General features: G+C 48.8%; 14 protein-coding genes. 10 read left to right on the forward strand and 4 right to left on the reverse strand.

Annotated elements, in window-relative coordinates:
- The first annotated feature begins 90 nt into the window (after nucleotides 1-90).
- Complete coding sequence (locus F1593_RS11485) at nucleotides 91-480, forward strand: SCO5389 family protein (protein WP_149401705.1); 390 nt, start codon at nucleotides 91-93, stop codon at nucleotides 478-480.
- Between the two features lie 294 nt (nucleotides 481-774).
- Nucleotides 775-1,170 carry a hypothetical protein gene (locus F1593_RS11490; protein WP_149401706.1) on the forward strand — a complete coding sequence of 132 codons (396 nt, stop codon included), beginning with the start codon at nucleotides 775-777 and terminating at the stop codon, nucleotides 1,168-1,170.
- A gap of 301 nt (nucleotides 1,171-1,471) precedes the next feature.
- On the opposite strand, the gene murA is transcribed toward F1593_RS11490, so the two are convergent.
- Complete coding sequence (murA, locus tag F1593_RS11495; protein WP_172632059.1) at nucleotides 1,472-2,758, reverse strand: UDP-N-acetylglucosamine 1-carboxyvinyltransferase; 1,287 nt, start codon at nucleotides 2,756-2,758, stop codon at nucleotides 1,472-1,474.
- Between the two features lie 302 nt (nucleotides 2,759-3,060).
- Here murA and F1593_RS11500 point away from each other — a divergent pair, with 302 nt between their 5' ends.
- The 4 genes from F1593_RS11500 to F1593_RS11515 all read left to right on the forward strand — a co-directional run bounded on the left by F1593_RS11500 (nucleotide 3,061) and on the right by F1593_RS11515 (nucleotide 7,364).
- Nucleotides 3,061-3,723 (forward strand): DedA family protein, encoded by a 663-nt coding sequence (locus F1593_RS11500; RefSeq protein WP_149401708.1) that lies wholly within the window; start codon nucleotides 3,061-3,063, stop codon nucleotides 3,721-3,723.
- 11 nt (nucleotides 3,724-3,734) lie between these two features.
- Nucleotides 3,735-4,643: an alkaline phosphatase family protein gene (locus F1593_RS11505; RefSeq protein ID WP_235932555.1), complete on the forward strand. Its 909-nt coding sequence runs from the start codon at nucleotides 3,735-3,737 to the stop codon at nucleotides 4,641-4,643.
- Between the two features lie 134 nt (nucleotides 4,644-4,777).
- On the forward strand, nucleotides 4,778-5,710 hold the full coding sequence (locus tag F1593_RS11510) for a HEAT repeat domain-containing protein (RefSeq protein WP_172632057.1): 933 nt from the start codon (nucleotides 4,778-4,780) through the stop codon (nucleotides 5,708-5,710).
- A 364-nt stretch (nucleotides 5,711-6,074) separates the two neighbouring features.
- Nucleotides 6,075-7,364 carry an MFS transporter gene (locus F1593_RS11515; protein WP_149401710.1) on the forward strand — a complete coding sequence of 430 codons (1,290 nt, stop codon included), beginning with the start codon at nucleotides 6,075-6,077 and terminating at the stop codon, nucleotides 7,362-7,364.
- Nucleotides 7,365-7,489: 125 nt separating this feature from the next.
- On the opposite strand, the gene F1593_RS11520 is transcribed toward F1593_RS11515, so the two are convergent.
- Both F1593_RS11520 and F1593_RS11525 read right to left on the reverse strand, forming a co-directional pair.
- Complete coding sequence (locus tag F1593_RS11520) at nucleotides 7,490-8,005, reverse strand: Dps family protein (protein WP_149401726.1); 516 nt, start codon at nucleotides 8,003-8,005, stop codon at nucleotides 7,490-7,492.
- A 264-nt stretch (nucleotides 8,006-8,269) separates the two neighbouring features.
- A complete protein-coding gene (locus F1593_RS11525; RefSeq protein ID WP_149401711.1) occupies nucleotides 8,270-8,596 on the reverse strand; it encodes a hypothetical protein in 327 nt (108 codons plus the stop codon).
- Between the two features lie 234 nt (nucleotides 8,597-8,830).
- Here F1593_RS11525 and F1593_RS11530 point away from each other — a divergent pair, with 234 nt between their 5' ends.
- Both F1593_RS11530 and F1593_RS11535 read left to right on the forward strand, forming a co-directional pair.
- Nucleotides 8,831-9,544: a response regulator transcription factor gene (locus tag F1593_RS11530; RefSeq protein ID WP_149401712.1), complete on the forward strand. Its 714-nt coding sequence runs from the start codon at nucleotides 8,831-8,833 to the stop codon at nucleotides 9,542-9,544.
- 84 nt (nucleotides 9,545-9,628) lie between these two features.
- Complete coding sequence (locus F1593_RS11535) at nucleotides 9,629-11,293, forward strand: sensor histidine kinase (RefSeq protein ID WP_149401713.1); 1,665 nt, start codon at nucleotides 9,629-9,631, stop codon at nucleotides 11,291-11,293.
- A gap of 11 nt (nucleotides 11,294-11,304) precedes the next feature.
- Here F1593_RS11535 and F1593_RS11540 read toward each other — a convergent pair whose 3' ends face one another.
- Entirely contained in the window at nucleotides 11,305-14,214 is a 2,910-nt protein-coding gene (locus F1593_RS11540) for an NACHT domain-containing protein (protein ID WP_149401714.1), read from the reverse strand.
- Between the two features lie 459 nt (nucleotides 14,215-14,673).
- Between F1593_RS11540 and F1593_RS11545 the strand changes: the two genes are divergently transcribed.
- Nucleotides 14,674-18,009 (forward strand): type 2 lanthipeptide synthetase LanM family protein, encoded by a 3,336-nt coding sequence (locus tag F1593_RS11545; protein WP_149401715.1) that lies wholly within the window; start codon nucleotides 14,674-14,676, stop codon nucleotides 18,007-18,009.
- Nucleotides 18,010-18,461: 452 nt separating this feature from the next.
- Entirely contained in the window at nucleotides 18,462-18,701 is a 240-nt protein-coding gene (locus F1593_RS11550) for a mersacidin/lichenicidin family type 2 lantibiotic (protein WP_216368849.1), read from the forward strand.
- Nucleotides 18,702-18,800 lie beyond the last annotated feature (99 nt).

Here is an 18,800-nt window from a genome sequence, read left to right on the forward strand (position 1 = left end):
GGACTTCAGTTGCTATGAAGTCTGAATAAGCACCTTTTCATTGTAATATTTTTTTGCGATCCTTTTGATCGTAATGAAAGGTACAAAAATATGTCTTTGGATGTTTCACCGAGCCTCCTTAAGCAGGCAGAGAATCGCACTATGCAGACAGAGGATTTCTTGCAGTGTATTCGCGAATCTTTGCCGTATGCCTGGGAATTAGTTGAGCACCTGGCTGCTCGTTTACAACAGGGAAATGTAAGCTTTGTCGATAATCAGATTCCACCACCGAACGAGCAGGCGCGCGGTCAGTTGTTGCGGATGCTTGCCAGTGATGCGATGCGGCATGCCGTTGAGCAGCATTATGGGGTAAAACTGGCCTTTCAAAATTGTCATCGCCTGGCCCTCTTTCCCCAGGATAAGTTGGGTACTGCATATCAAGAATTTATCACGCCACGTAGCCAGATCCTGAATCAGAGTCCTGAATTACGCGATTGCTAAAGCCATTACAGATAGCTTAACGAGAGTACGATAGCCGTATCCTCGCCGAGTTGATAGTGTCATGAGCTGTCGGGCTATAACGGTGGCTCATGACTTTTTCATGATTTTTGTGCATAGGATCGTAATGACGCTAGCAGCATGATTTTTGTGGCTTCCGTTTTTTTCCTTCTTTCGCTTGATTGTGGTTGGTCGGCAGGGCGTGTTTTGTCCTCTTGCATGTGTGAAGATACGTGTAAAAAACAGCATTGAAGATGCTTGAGCGTGTCATTATGTGCTATAGCGAGAGGAGTAGTTATGTCTGAGGTACAATTGTTTGCCAGCTCTACGCCCGGTCGTTACGCGATAGGGACGCCCTATGGTCCAGATGTGGTGAATGGACAGGCGTTGACTCTTCTGGTGGGCGGACACTGGATCAGTGGTCGCATCCGCTATCAAAATCAGCAGCCAGGAGCGACAAAACAAGGTGAACCGATTCCTGGTACGTATGCCCTTGCTCAAATGGATGATACAGATACCGTCATGGAGGCGTCTGAAGAATCATTTCCCGCCAGCGACTCACCAGCCTGGGCTGGCTCTACTCAGGCTGGACAGTCAGCCTCCGCCGGGCAGGTTGCTTCTGGCTATTATTTTGTGGCCGATATGGATGGGAGCGTGTGTGGTCTCTGTGCTGGAATGCGCGTGCGTCCATAAAAGAGTGGAGATGACGCGAGCAGGGGGGCATCCATGAGTCATCCCGGACTTTTGAAACAAACGTTCGCTACAATGGGAGTGCAGAGGGCGAAGCCTTCTGCCGGGGTGTGGGGTGTCCCCACATACTTCTTTTCCCCTTTTTGCACGCCGCCTGCGGCGGCGCGAGGAAAAAGAAAAAGGACAGGGGACACCCCTGTAACCCCGGCAAGGGGCTAGCCGCCCCTTGCAACCCCGCTTGTAGAGCGGATTGAAGTCGATCGAACATCTGTTCGAAAAATTCGGGATAACTCATGGTGCTATTTTATGGCGCAACTGCTTCAAGGCGTTCTTCGGTAATTTGAAGACCCAGGCGGCTCAGACGGCGAATAATCGAGCTATAGCCTCGCTCAATCATTTGCGCGTTATCGATGATCGTTTCGCCTTCAGCAACAGCGCCAGCAATAATCATCGCGCTACCTGCACGCAGATCATGTGCCCATACGGTTGCTCCGGTGAGGTCCGTTGGTCCTGGAATGACCGCCGAGCCATCCTCTACTTTGATGTGCGCACCCATCTTGTTGAGCTCATCGATGACGCCAAAGCGCTGATCAAAGAGGGTTTCGCGTACATATGAGGTGCCCGAAGCCAGACAGGCCAGAGTGATCAAGGGGGATTGCAGGTCGGTTGGATAGCCAGGATAAGGCCAGGTGATAACGTTGACCGGACGGAGCGCACCCCGGCGACGCACCCGGATGACTGGCCCATCCTCTTCCAATTCGACGCCCATCTGCTCTAATTTGGCTCGTGCAACCCCAAAGTGGCGTAGATTGGCGCCAATCAATGCGATATCTCCTTGCGTCGCGGCGGCCAGAATCGCCATCGTGCCTGCATCAATGCGGTCTGGCATGATAGTATATTCGACCGCAGTTAATTCTTTGACCCCATCAATCTGGATGACGCCAGTGCCGACACCTGAGATTTTCGCACCCATCAGATTCAGGAAATTCGCGACATGGGCAATCTCTGGTTCAAGGGCTGCGTTTTCAATGATCGTTGTTCCCTCGGCCAGGCAGGCGGCTGCCATCAGATTCTCGGTTCCGGTATGGCTGGGCGTATCCAGGTAGAGATAGGCCCCCTTCGCATGATCCATACGGACAGAGATAGCCTGTTCGTCCTCGGTAACCTCAGCTCCCAGACGCACAAAGCCGCGATAATGGAAGTCGAGGCTCCGTTTGCCCAGGTTACAGCCGCCAACCTTCTCGATTTTTACCTGTCCGGTGCGTATCATTACAGGGGGCAGAAAGAGGACAGAGCCACGAATCAAATTGGTCAAGGCAGGTGGAAGGACATTCGAGGTCAGGTTAGAGGCGTCAATGATAAGTACTTGTTCTTCTTCATGCAGTTTGACACGTGCTCCCAGTGTTCTGGCAATCTCAATGGCTACGTAGACATCGTTGATTAAGGGTACATTATGCAGGATCGTCTGTCCTTTTTTAGCAAGCAAGGAAGCGGCAATGATCGGAAGAGCAGCATTTTTCGCCCCCTGGATGATCACTGTACCTTCGAGGCGTTGACCGCCGTGCACATGATAGCGAACTGGTTGGCGTATCGACATAGAATTAGAAATCCCCTTTAATGTATGTGCATAATCTATGCATAGATAGCATATCATATCGTTTATGGCAGTAGGGGAATGCGAGTAGTGAGGAGCGGAAAAAGGGCTATCCCTTTGTACCCCCTTTCACCCATGACACGTAGATACGTCAAATAGCTTGTAACATGCTTTTAAATGAATACCAGGGTTTTTCTATAAGCTATAATAGGACCGGAGTGTCTCTTTTTAGAGCTGAGAAAAGATATCTGTGACTCTGTGTTCTGCATAAAAACTATCAATCAGGAGGCGATGCAGTGATGGCATCCCTTATTTCGCTACAAACACTGCAACACTTGTTGCAAGTTATAGGATATCCTGCGGTTACACTTTTTGTTTTAATCGAGTGTATTGGTATTCCTATACCCGGCGAAACAATACTCTTGCTCGCTTCTTTCTACGCGGCTTCTGACTCCCATTTGCAAATATCTATCGTGATCGCCTGTGCTGCCTTTGGCGCGATTATAGGAGATAATATTGGCTATTATCTTGGAGGCACTGGCGGGCGTGCTTTTGTCGCTAAATTTGGACGTTTCTTCTTTGTGAAGATGGAGCATCTAGATCTTGCCGAAAAATTCTTCCTGCGCCATGGAGCGAAGACTGTCTTCTTTGGCCGTTTTATTTCGATCTTGCGCATATTCTCTGCTTTTCTCGCAGGCATGAATCGGATGCCACGGGGTACTTTCCTGCTTTACAATAGTCTGGGTGGTATTATCTGGGCAACCTATGTGGGCCTCTTAGGCTATATTGCGGGCTATTATTTCCATGAGCATTTTGATCAGGTGGACCATCTGGCTAAAACGCTGGGCTGGTTAGGATTGGCCATTGGCGTATTGATCACCATTACCACAATATTTTTTGTGCGACGGAGCATCGCACGCCGGGTTAAGGCTGCTGTAACAGCAGATAAAACAACAGTTTAAGGAGAGTAATAGTGAAGATACGTATTATGGGTGGCATTATCATCGGCATCGTTCTGGTGCTCGTGGCGGTAGCGATCATAGGAGGCTTGTATCCGGGTGCATCTGGTGCGCGTTCACAGGCCACTGTACCACAGGCTAAATTACCTCGTCCTGAGCATGTGGTGATTGTGATTGAGGAGAATAAAAGTTATACACAGATTATAGGTTCAGCAGCGGCCCCCTATATAAATACTTTAGCCAGCCAGGGAGCATCCCTGACAAACATGCATGCTGAGACACATCCCAGTGAACCTGATTATCTGGCCCTTTTCGCTGGTTCAACGTTTGGGATTAGCAGTGATGCCTGTCCAAATACGTTTGCCGATGCGAATCTAGCTAGCACTCTCACACAGGCGGGAGCTAGCTTTGCAGGCTATTCGGAGAGTATGCCCGTTACAGGCTATACTGGTTGTTTTGCACCCGCCAATGGAGGCTCTTCGGCTGCTTTGTATGCACGAAAACACAATCCATGGGTCAATTTTACCAATGTTCCTGCCAGTCAAAATTTGTCCTATAGTAGTTTTCCAACCGATTATAGCAAGTTGCCGACCATCTCGTTTGTCATTCCCAATCAACTCAATGATATGCATTCTGCTTCGATTGGGAGGGGGGATAGCTGGCTCAAGGTGCATCTTGATGGCTATGCTCAATGGGCGAAGACGCATAATAGCTTGTTGATCGTCACCTGGGATGAAGATGATGGATCTAAAAGTAATCAAATTCCTACTATCTTTGTTGGTTCAGTCGTGAAAATCGGGCTCTACAGCCCTTTACTCAATCACTATTCTCTCCTGCGCACCCTTGAAGACATGTATGGTCTTCCTTATCTGCAACAAAGTGCCAGCGTGACGCCCATTACTGGCATCTGGCAGCAGCGTTAATATACACTGCTGGTCATGAGTGTTTCGTGATCAGCAGTTTTTTTATGATTTTTTTATGTATTTTTCAAGTGTTTTTTTCATTTATCTTCTATAATAGAAGCAATGAATATTGCTATAGAACAGAGGGATGGAAGATGAACAATGGTGGATTTTGTTCTGGTAAATATATTTTATTCTCTATGCTGATGACCGAGAGATATCCTTTTATACGTTTTGAGGCTGTGAGTGCTCCTGGGGAATGGGATGCTATGGTGGTAGGTGAGCCTCTCATCGCTGTGCTCTCAGAACCTATTGAACACGAAGGTGATGCTATGGATGTAAATGTTGTAACTGATGTTGTAGTTACATTGAGAAAGTTGAATGATAAACGTGCACTTGAACCACTTGAGGCGGAAATTGAACGCAGAGATGAGCAGACACGGGCGGTAATCGCGCTTTCTCTCGGTAGTTTTGGGGATATGCGCGCGGTTGAGCCACTTTTAAACTTGCTCTATGATGAAGAGGCTTTGATACGTCGTGCCGCTGCCTATGCCCTGGGCGACCTGGGCGATCAACGCGCGGTTGGCCCCTTGATGGCTATCCTTGATGATAGTGATTTTGAGACGCGCAGTAATGTTGTCAAGGCCTTAGGTTTACTTGGCGACAGGCGTGCCGTGCCTCCTTTAATTGCCGCGCTTCAACAACAAGAACCTCTTTATCGGCGTGTGTTTATTATCGAGGCATTGGATCGCCTGGGAGATGTGTGCGCGGTTGATGCCCTGCTTGAGCGTTTACAAGATCCCTGTGAGGAGAAAGAGGTACGTGCCGCCGCTATCGAAGTCCTGGGGCATTTCGGCGCTAAACGTGCCGTGCCGCCTCTGCTGTCTTGCTTGTATGATAGGGGGGATGACATGGTCTACGAAATGCGCTGGCGTGCCGCCGTTGCACTTGGTCAGATCGGGGATACGCAGGCGATTGTTCCCTTACGTGCTTTTCTCAGCGATCCCGAGCCAGTCATGCGTATGGCGGTCAGCGGTGCCCTACGCCAACTAGAAATGGTACGTGTCGTCGCATCTCCTTTGAGCTGAAAGCCCGCTAATCTCACTGCACGCACCTCTGACTTGAAGTCGGCCCATCATGGGCCGATTTTTGTGTCTGACCTTACGCAAGGCCAGAAAACCATTCAAACATTCTGTCTCTTACGAAACTGTGGATTCTTTGCCAGGAGAAAAACAGCCAGAATTTTCGTGACGGATACACAAAGAGATCCGTCTAAGGTGTATGTGGAGCGTTATATGTAGACATGTAAAACCTTCTATCAGGTAAGTGTGACGCGGTAGCTTTGAGTACAATTGTTCAAAAGGAGCATAGCAGCTCTTTTTCCTCCTCACATGGCAAAGGCGTGATCTTCCGCTCTCAAACTCCTATCTAAAAAGCGGTGAAAAGAAGTAGATGAAAGATCAAATCATAACATCACGACAACGATCATTTATGCGTGATCGTTTTACCTGGCTCGCGTATGCGCTTTTGGCCTGCTACGCGTATTTGCAGAATTCACCTGGCCTGTTGGTCCCATTTATTCACGCCGATATGCACCTCGATTATACCGTTGATAGTATGCATTTGAGTAGTCTTGCCCTGGGTGGAATTATCGCTGGCTTGATTGGTGCTCCTGTCACGGCCCGTTGGGGACGGCAGGCTGTGCTCTGGGGCGGAGCCCTTGGCATGTTGTTCGGAGCTGGTATTGTTTTTATCAGCCATTATCCAATTGTTAGCATTACAGGGATGTTTGTAATTGGTTTCCTGGGTGCCCTGGTTGGTATGACGGTCCAATCCACGCTCTCCGATCATCATGGACAATTTCGGGCAGTGGCGATTGTAGAGGCTAATATGTTAGCCAGCCTGGGGGCTGGTATTGCTCCCCTGTTGTTAGGAGGACTGGTTGTACTGGGATTTGGCTGGCGCAGTATGTTGTTCTTGCCGGTGCTCGTGGTGGTCTTACTGGTATTATTCAATGTTCGTATTCCAGTACCAGAGGCACCACAAAGTATGGACTCACGTCCTGGACAGCGTTCCACCTTGCCTCGTGAACGTGTCAAATTGCCTGGAGCATTCTGGCTTTATTGGATTGCCATGGTTGCTGGTATCGCGGGTGAGTGGGGCGTCTCGTTCTGGGGCGCGAATTATATGATCTCGGTGGTCGGGATGCCGAAGGCGACTGCCGCCAGCTTGATGACGCTCTTCTTTCTGGCATCAGTGATTGGACGTTTGATTGCCAGCCGCCTGACGAGACGCATTGCAGCTGAACGCTTGATCTTGCCGATGCTTGGTATTGCTATCTTTGGTTTCTTGCTGTTCTGGTTAGGATCCACAGTTGTGCTCCATATCAGCGGCCTGTTTGTGGCTGGTCTGGGGATCGCGAATCTGTTTCCATTAAATTATTCGGCAGCTGCCAATCGTATCCCTCAGTATGCCGATATTGCCAGTGCGCGGGCCACGGTCGGTGGAGGAATCGCTATGTTTGTGTGTCCTCTTATTCTTGGCCGGCTGGGCGATATGCTGGGACTGAGGATAGCCTTTAGCGTTATCTTTGTCTTCTTTGTCTTGACTGGCATTTTTGTTTTGTTCGCAAGTCGTGCTACCCGACGCCTGGATGCTGTGCCTACCACTCATACTTTAGATATCATCTCAGAATCTGTAATAACAAATATTGATGCCACTCCCGATTTATTGTTAAAATAATCATCAAGAGATAGCATCGCTAGAGCGCCTATATCAACAATCTTCCTCCTATACTTTAAAAAGTCGGGAGGAAGATTGTTGATATGGCGTTCTTTGTTGTTCCTATCATAGGCAAGGTATTGTTTTTAAACGGTATTATCCTTGCCCTGCATGACTTCAAACAGAAACCATTTGCGGCGTTCGGTCTCATCCAATATTTCTTCAAGCGCATTAGCAGTCGCATTGTCCCGACTATGTTCTGCTGCCTCGATGGCGGCGCGTATCATCTGCGCAATATGGGTATTATCATCCATCAGGCGTTTTACCATCTCTCCTGGGGGAACAAAATCGTCGTTGTCATCTTTAATGGTCTGTAGCTCACTGATCATACTGATACTGCGTATCGTTGTGCCACCGATGCGGCGCACGCGCTCAGCCATGACATCAATCGACGCCAGAATCGTCCCTGCCTGTTGATCGAATAATTTGTGATAATCGCGAAAGTGCGATCCTGACAGATGCCAGTGGAAATTCTTAGTTTTGGTATAGAGTGCAAAAGCGTCAGCGATCAAAGGATTCACCGCGTTGGAGACCGCCTGGACCTCTTCTGAATTTAAGTCTGTTACCGTTGCAAGCTGTGCGGGCACTTTTTGTTTGCCCATAATTGGTTTTGCGTTGATTGCTTTACCCTGGGTCTTTTCTTGTGTGCTCACAATCTTCACTCCTCTTTAGTTTCTACAAGAAAGGAAGACGTTACAGACCGCCGTTCCTCTATTTCTGCATCTATCATATCGTTGGTCCTACGTCTGGTAGCTTTTCACTGCATTATAGATATGTGCCTTGAGTATATGGTTACTCACAAACCACACATATCTATCCTTTGATTTACACGAGCTGTTTAAAGAAAGAGTGACAGTTGATAAATTTTAGATAAAGTTGCTGAGCAAACATGTTATCAGTACTGCTAATCCCGGTATGGCGCCGATCAAGGTCCAGCCAGCCAGTAACGGGACCAGATCAAACATATACAAGCCACCATAGAAAAAGGTGATAGCGAGCATTTCCAGGAAGAAGAGATGGGTCCAGCGTATGCAAAATGTCTGCACATTTTGCCCTGATTCGATGTTATGTTGAACACGATAGACCAGCCGAGGTCCCATAAAGAAGAGAAGCGCGCCGCACAAGAGCGATAAAATTGCTGAGCTGTTTCTGATCATCATCCAGAACTGCGCTAATGTGATTGCCAATTGCATGGTTTCCCCTTTGTTCGTGTGTGGCAGATAATAGTCCTGGTTACACATACGCCGATTTCTTTTCTATGCTTTAAGCATAGTGCTCATCTGTCATCAATGCATCGTGTATTTGTCGCAACTTTGTCGCAACCTGGCTGATATATAGCTGCTTCGTACTTGCAGCATTACACTGGAACTTCTCAGCGGTTATAATTGAACAGGAAGTAGAGAACGATAGGAAAAAGAGAATGCTTAATGACAACTGTATTGTTAGTGGAAGATGAAATGGCCCTGGCTCAGGTGGTACTACGCGAACTCTCTTCGTCTGGCTACTCGACCTTACACGCGAGCGATGGTGTAAACGCACTGGTATTGCATGCTCGTTCACAGGTTGATCTGGTGATTTTGGATTGGATGTTGCCAGGTTTGAATGGCCTGGAGGTCTTGCGGAAGCTGCGGCAGAGTTCGGCTACGCCGGTTTTGATGTTAACCGCTCGTAGCGAGGAGGCTGACCGGGTACTTGGTCTGGAAGTAGGTGCGGATGATTATTTGACCAAGCCGTTTAGTGTTCGTGAGTTGATTGCGCGCGTACGTGCCTTACTACGTCGGAATGAGCTGATTCGGCAAACTTTGATGACCGACCGCGGTGACGCCAATAGGCTGCTCAAGCGGGGACCATTGCAGTTGAATCCTCAGACGCATAGCGCCACGCTGGCTGGCACGGCCCTGGATTTAAGTCCAACCGAATTTACATTGCTGCAACTATTGTTGCGTAGTCCTGGCCGCGCCTTCAGCCGTGCCTATTTAATCGAGACGGTGTGGAGCGAGACGTATGTTGGCGGTGATCGTTCAGTAGATAATGTGGTGCTACGTTTACGCAAGAAGCTTGGTTCTCTGGGAGATGCTATTGAGACAGTCTGGGGGGTAGGCTATCGTTTACGTGCCGAAACATCCTCCAGCGATACCTGATAGATAGACTGTATTTATATGTTTATGACAATTTTGTTGTGATGCGTTAAACACAAAGGAAGCAAGCGCTGGAGTAGAGAGAAGATGCGACAATTTTTGCGCTATATGAGTCCGTTACCCTGGGTATCAGGATGGCGTATGCCTTTTGTGCGTGCCTGTTTTGATCTCTTAGCTCTACAAATGTTATTAGTGATCGTTTTCACGGGGAAAAATGTAACTGTTCATGTTCCAGGACTTAACACAATAAATGAATTTCCTAGATTTTTCCTATTCATTTATTGTCTAATTTCTTGTGTCTTTTTCGCATTTCGCTGGCAGGCGCGTCCCGCTTCTCGTACTTTCTGGCAACAATTGTTGATTGAAATTGAAGTAGCTGGTTTTTTGTTTTTTGAGCTAGCAGGAAGCCTTTATCTCTTTTTCTTCCTTTTCCAATATAATCAGTTGCAATTTTTGCTTGCGCAACCAGATCTCTGGCATACTGCAGCCTTCTCATTTCTTCCATTAAGCAGTATTTGTTTTTTCTGCTTACGCGCAACGTTATATCTATTGAGTGTCTGGAATCGTCTCCGTGCAACGCGCCTGCGCTGGGAGGTGACACACTCCCATTTGATGACGGTGGTGATCGGGGCGGGAGCAATCAGCTTTCTGTTTGTCTGTTTACAAGTGGGCTGGGGCGTTGTAAATGTGATGAACAATACTTCTGTTCTCATGAGAATAGTGGGCTTCTTGTTGATTATGTTTGTGGTAACTGCGATTGCGATGGCTTGTGTATTACCCCCTTCCATTTTATCTTCTTATATTTTCACCCGGCGCTTTACGCGAAGGATTGAGCGGCTGGCTGCCGCCACCAGTATTCTGCGCAATGGAGGCTATAGTATTCGTGTGTCGGTAGAAGGACAGGATGAAATCGCTCATTTGCAGGCTGACTTTAATGCCATGGCAGCTGAGCTAGAGCGCACCATGCGTGAGCTCAAGGAAGAACGGGATAATGTGGCGACCTTGCTCCATGCACGCCGTGAATTGATTGCCAGTGTTTCGCATGAACTACGGACGCCGGTTGCGACGGTCCGGAGTTATCTTGAATCGACACTTGCTAATTGGCCGGATGATCAGCCGCCAGCGACGTTAAAGCAGGATATGTCGATTGTCGAGCAGCAGACGATCCGCTTGCAGTCCCTTATCAACGATCTCTTCACGCTCTCGCGCGCCGAGGTAGGTCATCTCGAGATGCGTTGTGAGCCAACCAATGTGGATGTATTAGTACAACGGGTAGTCGATATGAGTTCTCCACTGGCCTGGCGCGGTAGCCGTGTGGAGGTTCTGGCTGAAATTGCTGCATGTAAACCTGCCTTTCCACGTGCGCTGATAGATCATCAGCGCCTTGAACAAATCCTCCACAATCTGATTCACAACGGTATTCGTCATACACCACCGGGAGGCATCGTTGCCATCTCAGCATATGCCGATGAGCGCTCGATAATCTTGCAGGTAAAAGATACCGGTGAGGGTATTGCTGCCGCAGAGCTAGCAAAAATCTGGGACCGTTTTTATCGAGCCTCAAATGCCCAATCTCAGTATGGAACTGGCACTGGACTGGGCTTAGCCATTGTAAAAGAGCTGACAGAAGCCATGGGCGGCACGGTTGCGGTTGAAAGCAAGGTAGGACAGGGGTCCTGCTTCACCATTTGTTTACCGCGTGTGCTGCCCGATAGCATAACTGCTCCGACTCAGATTATCCAACACGCATGAAAAATCCTCCTTTAGCGTGGATAATCCTGTATTGTTGGCAATTGGGGTGTCTCTGCTTTTTGCCGCGGCAGGAGCGAGGCGAAGTAATCCAGCAACAGACGATGGACGAAGATATAGCCACCTCCTACCTTGCGTAACAGAATACGTTCAGTCGCAAAGTCGAGAAAGTGTGAATAATTCCACGGCATTGCCCCGCTGCGCCAGAGCAGTAGACGTAATACCGTATGCTGAATGCAGGCCCAACCCCCGATCAGCAGTCCAACCAGCAGACCGCAAGATGGACCAATAAAGAGGGCATTATGCAATCCCAGAAACAGGACCTCATCCAGTCCTTGATGGAGCAATAAAGGGATCTGCGTATCTGACCCCTGTTCAACCAGCGTACTGAATTGCAGGCTGAATAGATCATAAGAGTGGGTGAACAGGAATAACATCGCGACCTGAATGAGCCAGCTCACCCAGGCACAAATTGTGCCTACGATCAGTCCATTACGTGCGGAGCGACCGATGCCCTGATTGGGTGTCATACGGTGATGTTCTTCGAGTTTATGGTTTGAGAGGCCATGCAGCAGCCCTAAAATAAAGCAATAACTTAAGCCCAGACTGATACCAGTAGTCAGACCAAAACCGAGCCCAACAATGGCGCGATAAAGAAGATCTATATTGTTTCCAATCGTAGGAATTTTGTTTAATTGAATGCTCAAAATTTTAGTGAGTGTGACGCTTGGTCCAAAGATCAAAGCATTGCTCAAGCCTACGCCCAGGCCGACCAGCCCGGCCACCAGAGCTCCCTGTTTCAGATAGCGTGTGCTCACCAATCCATGCCATAGCCCCTGTGGGGACCAGCTGATGATCTCCGCCAGTTGAATCGTCTGGCTGCGCTGCGAGAAGAAGAGCAGAAGCAGCAGCGCGATCAGGGCAAAGCTGATGCCCACAATTAACCCAAAGCCGATACCTACGACCGGTCCAATTGTAAGAGTAAAGCTCAGACCAGTACTCAGGCCAATCAATACTCCAATCAGTGCTCCCTGTTTCAGAATCGTGCCCGTCCTATATTGCCGATTATTGGTCGCATCTGGCACCAGGAGGAGGCTGAGAAGCGCACTGATCAGACCAAAGGTGCTGCTGATAATGATACCCTTTAACGGAGCATGCCAGGTAGAGCCTCCGGGTGTGCATAAAATCATTAGAGCTACACCCAGGCCATTGCGCAAGGGACTATTATGAAGAAGCAACCTTATTTTGTTTCTGTTGTGATGTTGTGGGTGTTTTCTTTCTGGTAGCGGTTCAATACTGCGTCCACTGAGTAAGGCTCCCAGCAAGGCGCCCATGATTTCATAAATGGCCCGTACTGTAATGGTCATGGTACCCAGAAACAATAGACTCACAACCAGACTGATCAATGCTCCCACACAGATACCAATCAACTGGATAGCCAGGCGGTCGTAAAGACGGTGAAAAGGTACATCTTCAAGCCAATCTGGCTGAATGTGTTCAATGTAAAAGACGCTTTGATTCTGATGCTTCATTTGGCGCGCCAGGTAGGCAAGCCATTGTACCGTTTTGGCCGGTGAATGATGGGTTGAGCTGCCACGGCGTGTCAACATGCGCTGGACATAGGTTGCAAAAATTTGCTGCCGCTTGGCCTCTAGCGTACTGTTTTCAAGAATTTCATCCAACGGTAGCCCATGATATGCCAGAGTCAGGACGCTTAACATTAATGGTGTGGTGGCGAGTTCTTGTAGCGCCAGATCATGCTGTAGCGCCATCCTCAGTGCTTCGAGTGGCTTGCCGACCTGCTGTAAGTAGCGCTCAATTTGTTGCAGCGACAGCGGTTGGATCACCACTGCCATCTGAAGATTTAACTGTGTGCTGAGTGTATGATATTCGGCGCTACGGCTACAGACCACTACCGGTACCATGCCATATTTTTGACGGAATGCATTAATCGCCTCAATACAGCTCATGCGATAGAAGGATGTTACCTCATCCAATCCATCGAGTAAGAGCAGAATACGTTCATTGTCAATCCAGTTTTGACCGATCTTGCGTGGAACTTGATACTTATCATGAAGCTCTTCGACCAGCCATTCACGCATTGGCATACGCTTGATCGCCCATGAAGAAAGATTAAAGACGACCGGTATCAATTGCGTCTCATCCTGTTCTGCTCGATTCAGAAGATGGCGCGTGAGATCCAACAGGAGGGTTGTTTTACCCGCTCCGGGTTCACCCAGAATCAAGAGGGCGCCATCAGCTTCATCGTAGACCTGAATAATAGCGGTCTTTGGCGGCAATGTGCGTTTTGCTTGTGCCGATTCTTGCAAAAGGTGCCAGGGATTGACCAGCGCATCAGGGCGAGTTTGAAAGCCTAACTCAATCAACGCGGCATGATGGAGGGAATGTTCCAGAACATCAGTAATCCAGAAGCGTCGCACACGTCTGAGCAGGTGTTGTCGATTATTTCTCTCTTGTGGTAATGACTGTTTTATATTCCTGAATACTGTATTATCGATATGTGTCGGCGCATGAGTGAAACCACTATTTTGTGGCTGCTGGTTAAGCGCCGCCCAGAGTGTTCCAAAGTTCTGTTCCTCGTCATATGCCACGGTTTGATAGCTATCCCTGGTGGGTGTTAAGACCCCTCGATACCTCGCATTGGCAGGGGCTGGAAACAAACCCAGGGCCTGAGCATCCATCTGGAAAATTGTACAGAGGGCCTGACAATAGCGAGGACCAGGGGGAGTTAGCCCACATTCCCAATGCTCGACCAGTGCGGAATCAGTCTCAGTTGATCCAAAGTCGGGTAAAAGATTAATATAGCGAGCGACATCTGCGTGTGTCCAGAAGCGTCGTTCGCGCTCTTGTCTTAGTTTCTGGTTGGGGATTTTCATCTCTCCTGGACAAGCTCGATCTTCCATCCCTTTCTTCCTCCTTCACATTGCCCATGAAACGCTACCTGACTCGCATGCCAGCTTCAGTAACGTATGCCCATACTATTCACTATCACAATTTACCCATTGAATGATGTGGAATTATTATAACATGCCCATCAGAATAAAGCATCCCAAACTCCTGATTATCCTATCGAAACATGAGATGATGGAAATAAATATTTCTAATCTGTTGTCCTGTATAAATATAGATACATATGAATGCAAAAATATTGGTAGCTGTGTTATCTTATCGTTATGCAAATAAATTCTTGTATAAAGCAGCATAGTAGTATAATATTCCTATTTCCTCATGAAATGCGGCAAAAGGTCTTCTGTTTCGTCGTAATGTTTAGTATGTAGTCATTGGCACACTTTACTGAGGCAATTTCATAACAAAAATTATACTGATGAATGTAGTGGTCTTTAAGAAGGGTTGGAGAAGGTATGATTGAAGAGTGGAATAAAGCATTATCTACATGGTCCCTGCGAAATATTCCTGTTTCCTGGTATCGAGCTCTCACATTACCCGAACGTGTAGCTTTATGGGAAGCTGCTGGCAAGCCACGTTTACCTGTAGAAAAACTTGATCTGGCATTGGCGGAGCAAAAGTTGCAATGGTGGAAGGAAGTTTCTTCGACCGATACTGGTGGAATAGCTTTTAGTGCGCATCTGGCAATTGATGATGTGACAGAAGATGAATTGTTATATCTCCTGGCCGAACCAATTGAGGAGATGCGTGAGCGTATTATCAACGATATGGATTGGTTGAATACGCTGTTCCAGGCATTTCTGGTCACGGATAAGGATCTGCCATATCCTCTCCCCACGCTACCAGTGCTTCCTGAACTGGATATCCTCTTACCTGCGCTCCTTCCTTTGTTGCGCCATGCCTGGAAGCGCATTTGTATGGAAGTGCAGTTTTTGTCGAGACGTCAGAAGACGCCCCCATTTGATCAGACAGCGATTGTAGGTCCACTTTTTGCCCCTCTTCCAGCTCTCTTGATGTCAAAGGTGAGCAAGGTACTGGCACTGGAACTCAATGTGATGCGTATCGAAGGACGTTTGCCCGGTGCGAATCCTGAGGAGCGCTTTGTCGCTTTTGCGAACTGGTGCAGCCAGCCTTCTTCCATGCTCTCCGTGTTTATGAAATATCCAGTGCTGGGGCGGCAATTGGTGCTCCTGTTAGATCAGTGGCGTGAGACATCCCTCGAATTCTTGCAGCGCCTGTGTGATGATTGGAAGGAGATGCGGGCATGTTTTTCGCCTGCGTGTGATCCAGGACTGCTGGTAGATGTACAGAGTGAGGTAGGAGATGCTCATCGCGGTGGGCGAACTGTCCTACTCTTGCGCTTTCGTTCTGGCCTGCGATTGGTCTATAAGCCTCGCTCATTGGCTGTTGATACGCATTTTCAAGAGTTGCTCACCTGGTTGAATACGCGGAGTAATCTCCCTCCATTCTATGTGATGCGTATTCTGGATAAAGGGACATATGGGTGGTCAGAATTCATCGAAGCCCATGATTGTAGCACGCCAGATCAGGTGGAGCGTTTTTATATCCGGCAGGGAGCGTATCTGGCTTTGCTGCATATGCTGGCGGCGACTGATATTCATGCTGAAAATCTCATCGCAGCTGGTGAGCAGCCAGTTCTGGTCGATCTAGAAGCATTGTTTCATCCTCATATGCGTCGTGATGATGAAGCAGCGCAGGCAGACACTATCATGGATGAGTTATTGCAGTCGTCGGTGCTGGCGATTGGTCTATTGCCGTGTCGTCTCTGGTCTAATCAGCAGATGGTCGGGGTTGATCTGGGTGGCATGAGTGAGGTACGTGGACAGGTATTTCCGCTTCCGCTGGCTAAATGGAGCGCGGTTGGAACGGATCAGATGCATGTGGAGCGGGATTATCTAAGTTTAGCAAGCTGCCAGAATCGTCCGCATTTGCAAGGTCAGGATGTCAACCTTTCTGTGTATCAGCACTGTATTGTGTTTGGTTTTGTCTCTCTCTACCAGTCGTTGGTCGCGTGCCGGGATGATTTGTTGATGCAGATATTACCTCGCTTCGCCCGGGATGAGATCCGTTTTATTCTTCGCCCAACTATGGCCTATAGCCTGATGATACAGGAGAGTTTTCATCCCCATGTGTTGCGGGATGCATTGGATCTCTATCGCTACCTGGATCGTTTGTGGACGATTACGGTGCAACAACCCCATCTGGCTGGCGTCATCGCATCGGAACGGACCGATCTTCTCAATGGGGATATTCCTCTCTTTTTGACGCTGGCTGCCAGCCGCAACCTTTATACTGGCCGCGCCGAGCGTCTGGAGGATTTTTTCTCGCTGACAGGTATGGAGACTGCTGTACAGCGTCTACATAGCCTGAATGAGCAAGATTTGGAACGGCAGGTATGGATTATTCAGGCGGCTCTGGCGACAGCTCAGGATGTCGGGAATACGGTCGGACATCGCCACGAGCTGGCTCTCCAATTTGATCCATCTCCTCCAGCGGCGGATTCAGAGCAGCTATTACATGCCGCATTGACTATTGGGAAGCGCCTGGACAATTTAGCGGTGCGCGATGCCCATCATATTCACTGGCTCGGATTGTCCCTGGGCACTGATCGGTCATGGAAGATTTCCCCTGCTCACTATGATCTTTACAGTGGTTTGCCCGGGATTGCTTTTTTTCTGGCTTATCTGGGGGCCAATGCCGATCAGGAGCAGGATCAAATTCACTATACTGAGCTGGCTCGTACGCTAGCATTTTCAATCTATCAGCAGGTAACGCAGCCAACGATGCCTCCTGTGTATGGGAATGCTCTCGGTGCCTTTGACGGCTGGGGATCACTACTCTACCTCTTTGCCCATTTACAGTCCCTCTGGGATGAGCCCTGGCTGCTGGAGGCGATTGACAAGATCGTGGCTCATATCCCACCTTTCCTGGCGCTGGACCAAACACTCGATATCATGCATGGTGCGGCTGGCTGCCTCGCCGCTTTATTAAGCGTCTATGCTATCGCGCCTGCACCCTCTATTCTAGCGGAAGCTTTGCACTGTGGCGAGCATATTGTGGAGGCATTAGAGCTATCGTCACCTCTACCCTCTCCCCTGGCCTTACATGAGAAAGGATTGTTGACTGGCTATGCCCACGGTGCGGCTGGTATGGCATTAAGCCTGGCCCAATTAGCCAGGCTAAGCAAGCGTGAACATTTTCAAGCTGCCGCGCTGGTTTTATTACAATATGAACGTGCTTTGTTTTCGCCTCAACAGCGGAATTGGCCCGATCTCCGTCTCTCTGAAGTTCCCCATTCTATCCAGCAGAGCCAGCCAGTGCCAATCACGCCGTCTCGATTTATGGTTGCCTGGTGTCATGGCGCGGCTGGCATAGGTTTGAGCCGTCTGGAATTGCTGAAATATATGGATAACGATGAGGCGCAGCTGCAAGAGGAGATTGCGGCGGCGCTACAAACAACAGTAGAGGGGGGCTTCGGATATAACCACTCATTATGTCATGGAGATATGGGCAATCTGGAATTGCTGCTGACAGCTACACAACAACCGAGTATGCATCGCTATTTGGAGCCTCTTGCTCATTTGACGGCGCAATTACTGGATAGTGGTATGCGCAATGGATGGGTAACAGGACTTCCTCTTGGTGTCGAAACTCCTGGGATGATGCCTGGTCTGGCTGGTATTGGCTATGAACTTTTGCGTCTGGCGCAACCGCATAAAGTTCCCAATCTGCTGGTACTGGCTCCTCCGTTGCATGTGAAGATTGGCTAGTGCTCTGACACTGTTCATTTGAAGGGCAGGGGTGCAGGGGATGCAATCCCCTGACTGGGTTCCAGGGCTGTGCCCTGGCCTCTTCCCACCACCCGCCCGCGTAGCGGGCAACCATTCAAATGAAGCCAGTCAGAACTCAGACATCATGTGATGAGAGGCGGGGATGCAAGGGGCGGCGAGCCCCTTGACTGGGGGATCGGGGGCTGTGCCCCCGTCATCTCCCCCCCATCCCGCCCGCGTAGCGGGCGCACAACTCATCAAACGAAGTTTGACAAAGTACTAGTTCGGTCAATCTTCAAGCGAATGGGATTTTATTCCCTATCATTCGCTTGAACACAACAAGCTCTTGCTTTCAGAAGTTCGATACTGCTTTTTTTAGATTTGGTCAGGAGATGTTTGTTTGGTAGCGTAAAGATGGGATGGTCCATCTTTATAACAGGAAGGATGTTCTTATGTCTATTGATATTGTACGCGCCTGGACCGATGAAGCCTATCGCCGTAGTTTGTCTCCAGATGATCTAGCACGACTTCCAGCTCATCCGGCGGGTCAAATGGAACTGCTGGATGTTGATCTGGCCACGATATGTGGTGGTGCTGGCAAAGGGCTGATCGAACATTTTTCATTAGTATGTTCGAGCGATTGTTTAAAATCATCCTATTGCTTTACCTTTGGACCCTGCTGTCAGAGTTAACTCATGTACACAACCCCGTAGCCCTCACCTCTATGGTGAGGGCCTTGCGATGGGGCTTGAGCCAGGAACTTTGTAGTGCTTGCCTTGCAATTCGGAAGA

It is taken from the genome of Dictyobacter arantiisoli, assembly GCF_008326305.1.
GTDB lineage: Bacteria > Chloroflexota > Ktedonobacteria > Ktedonobacterales > Ktedonobacteraceae > Dictyobacter > Dictyobacter arantiisoli.

Bases quoted from the DNA above. Each gene is read 5' to 3' on its own strand.
- F1593_RS11540 (WP_149401714.1), bottom strand. From the start codon at position 14,214: ATGGAAGATCGAGCTTGTCCAGGAGAGATGAAAATCCCCAACCAGAAA.
- F1593_RS11490 (WP_149401706.1), top strand. From the start codon at position 775: ATGTCTGAGGTACAATTGTTTGCCAGCTCTACGCCCGGTCGTTACGCG.
- F1593_RS11530 (WP_149401712.1), top strand. From the start codon at position 8,831: ATGACAACTGTATTGTTAGTGGAAGATGAAATGGCCCTGGCTCAGGTG.
- F1593_RS11500 (WP_149401708.1), top strand. From the start codon at position 3,061: ATGGCATCCCTTATTTCGCTACAAACACTGCAACACTTGTTGCAAGTT.
- F1593_RS11525 (WP_149401711.1), bottom strand. From the start codon at position 8,596: ATGCAATTGGCAATCACATTAGCGCAGTTCTGGATGATGATCAGAAAC.
- F1593_RS11510 (WP_172632057.1), top strand. From the start codon at position 4,778: ATGAACAATGGTGGATTTTGTTCTGGTAAATATATTTTATTCTCTATG.
- F1593_RS11545 (WP_149401715.1), top strand. From the start codon at position 14,674: ATGATTGAAGAGTGGAATAAAGCATTATCTACATGGTCCCTGCGAAAT.
- F1593_RS11485 (WP_149401705.1), top strand. From the start codon at position 91: ATGTCTTTGGATGTTTCACCGAGCCTCCTTAAGCAGGCAGAGAATCGC.
- F1593_RS11535 (WP_149401713.1), top strand. From the start codon at position 9,629: ATGCGACAATTTTTGCGCTATATGAGTCCGTTACCCTGGGTATCAGGA.
- F1593_RS11520 (WP_149401726.1), bottom strand. From the start codon at position 8,005: ATGGGCAAACAAAAAGTGCCCGCACAGCTTGCAACGGTAACAGACTTA.
- F1593_RS11550 (WP_216368849.1), top strand. From the start codon at position 18,462: ATGTCTATTGATATTGTACGCGCCTGGACCGATGAAGCCTATCGCCGT.
- F1593_RS11515 (WP_149401710.1), top strand. From the start codon at position 6,075: ATGAAAGATCAAATCATAACATCACGACAACGATCATTTATGCGTGAT.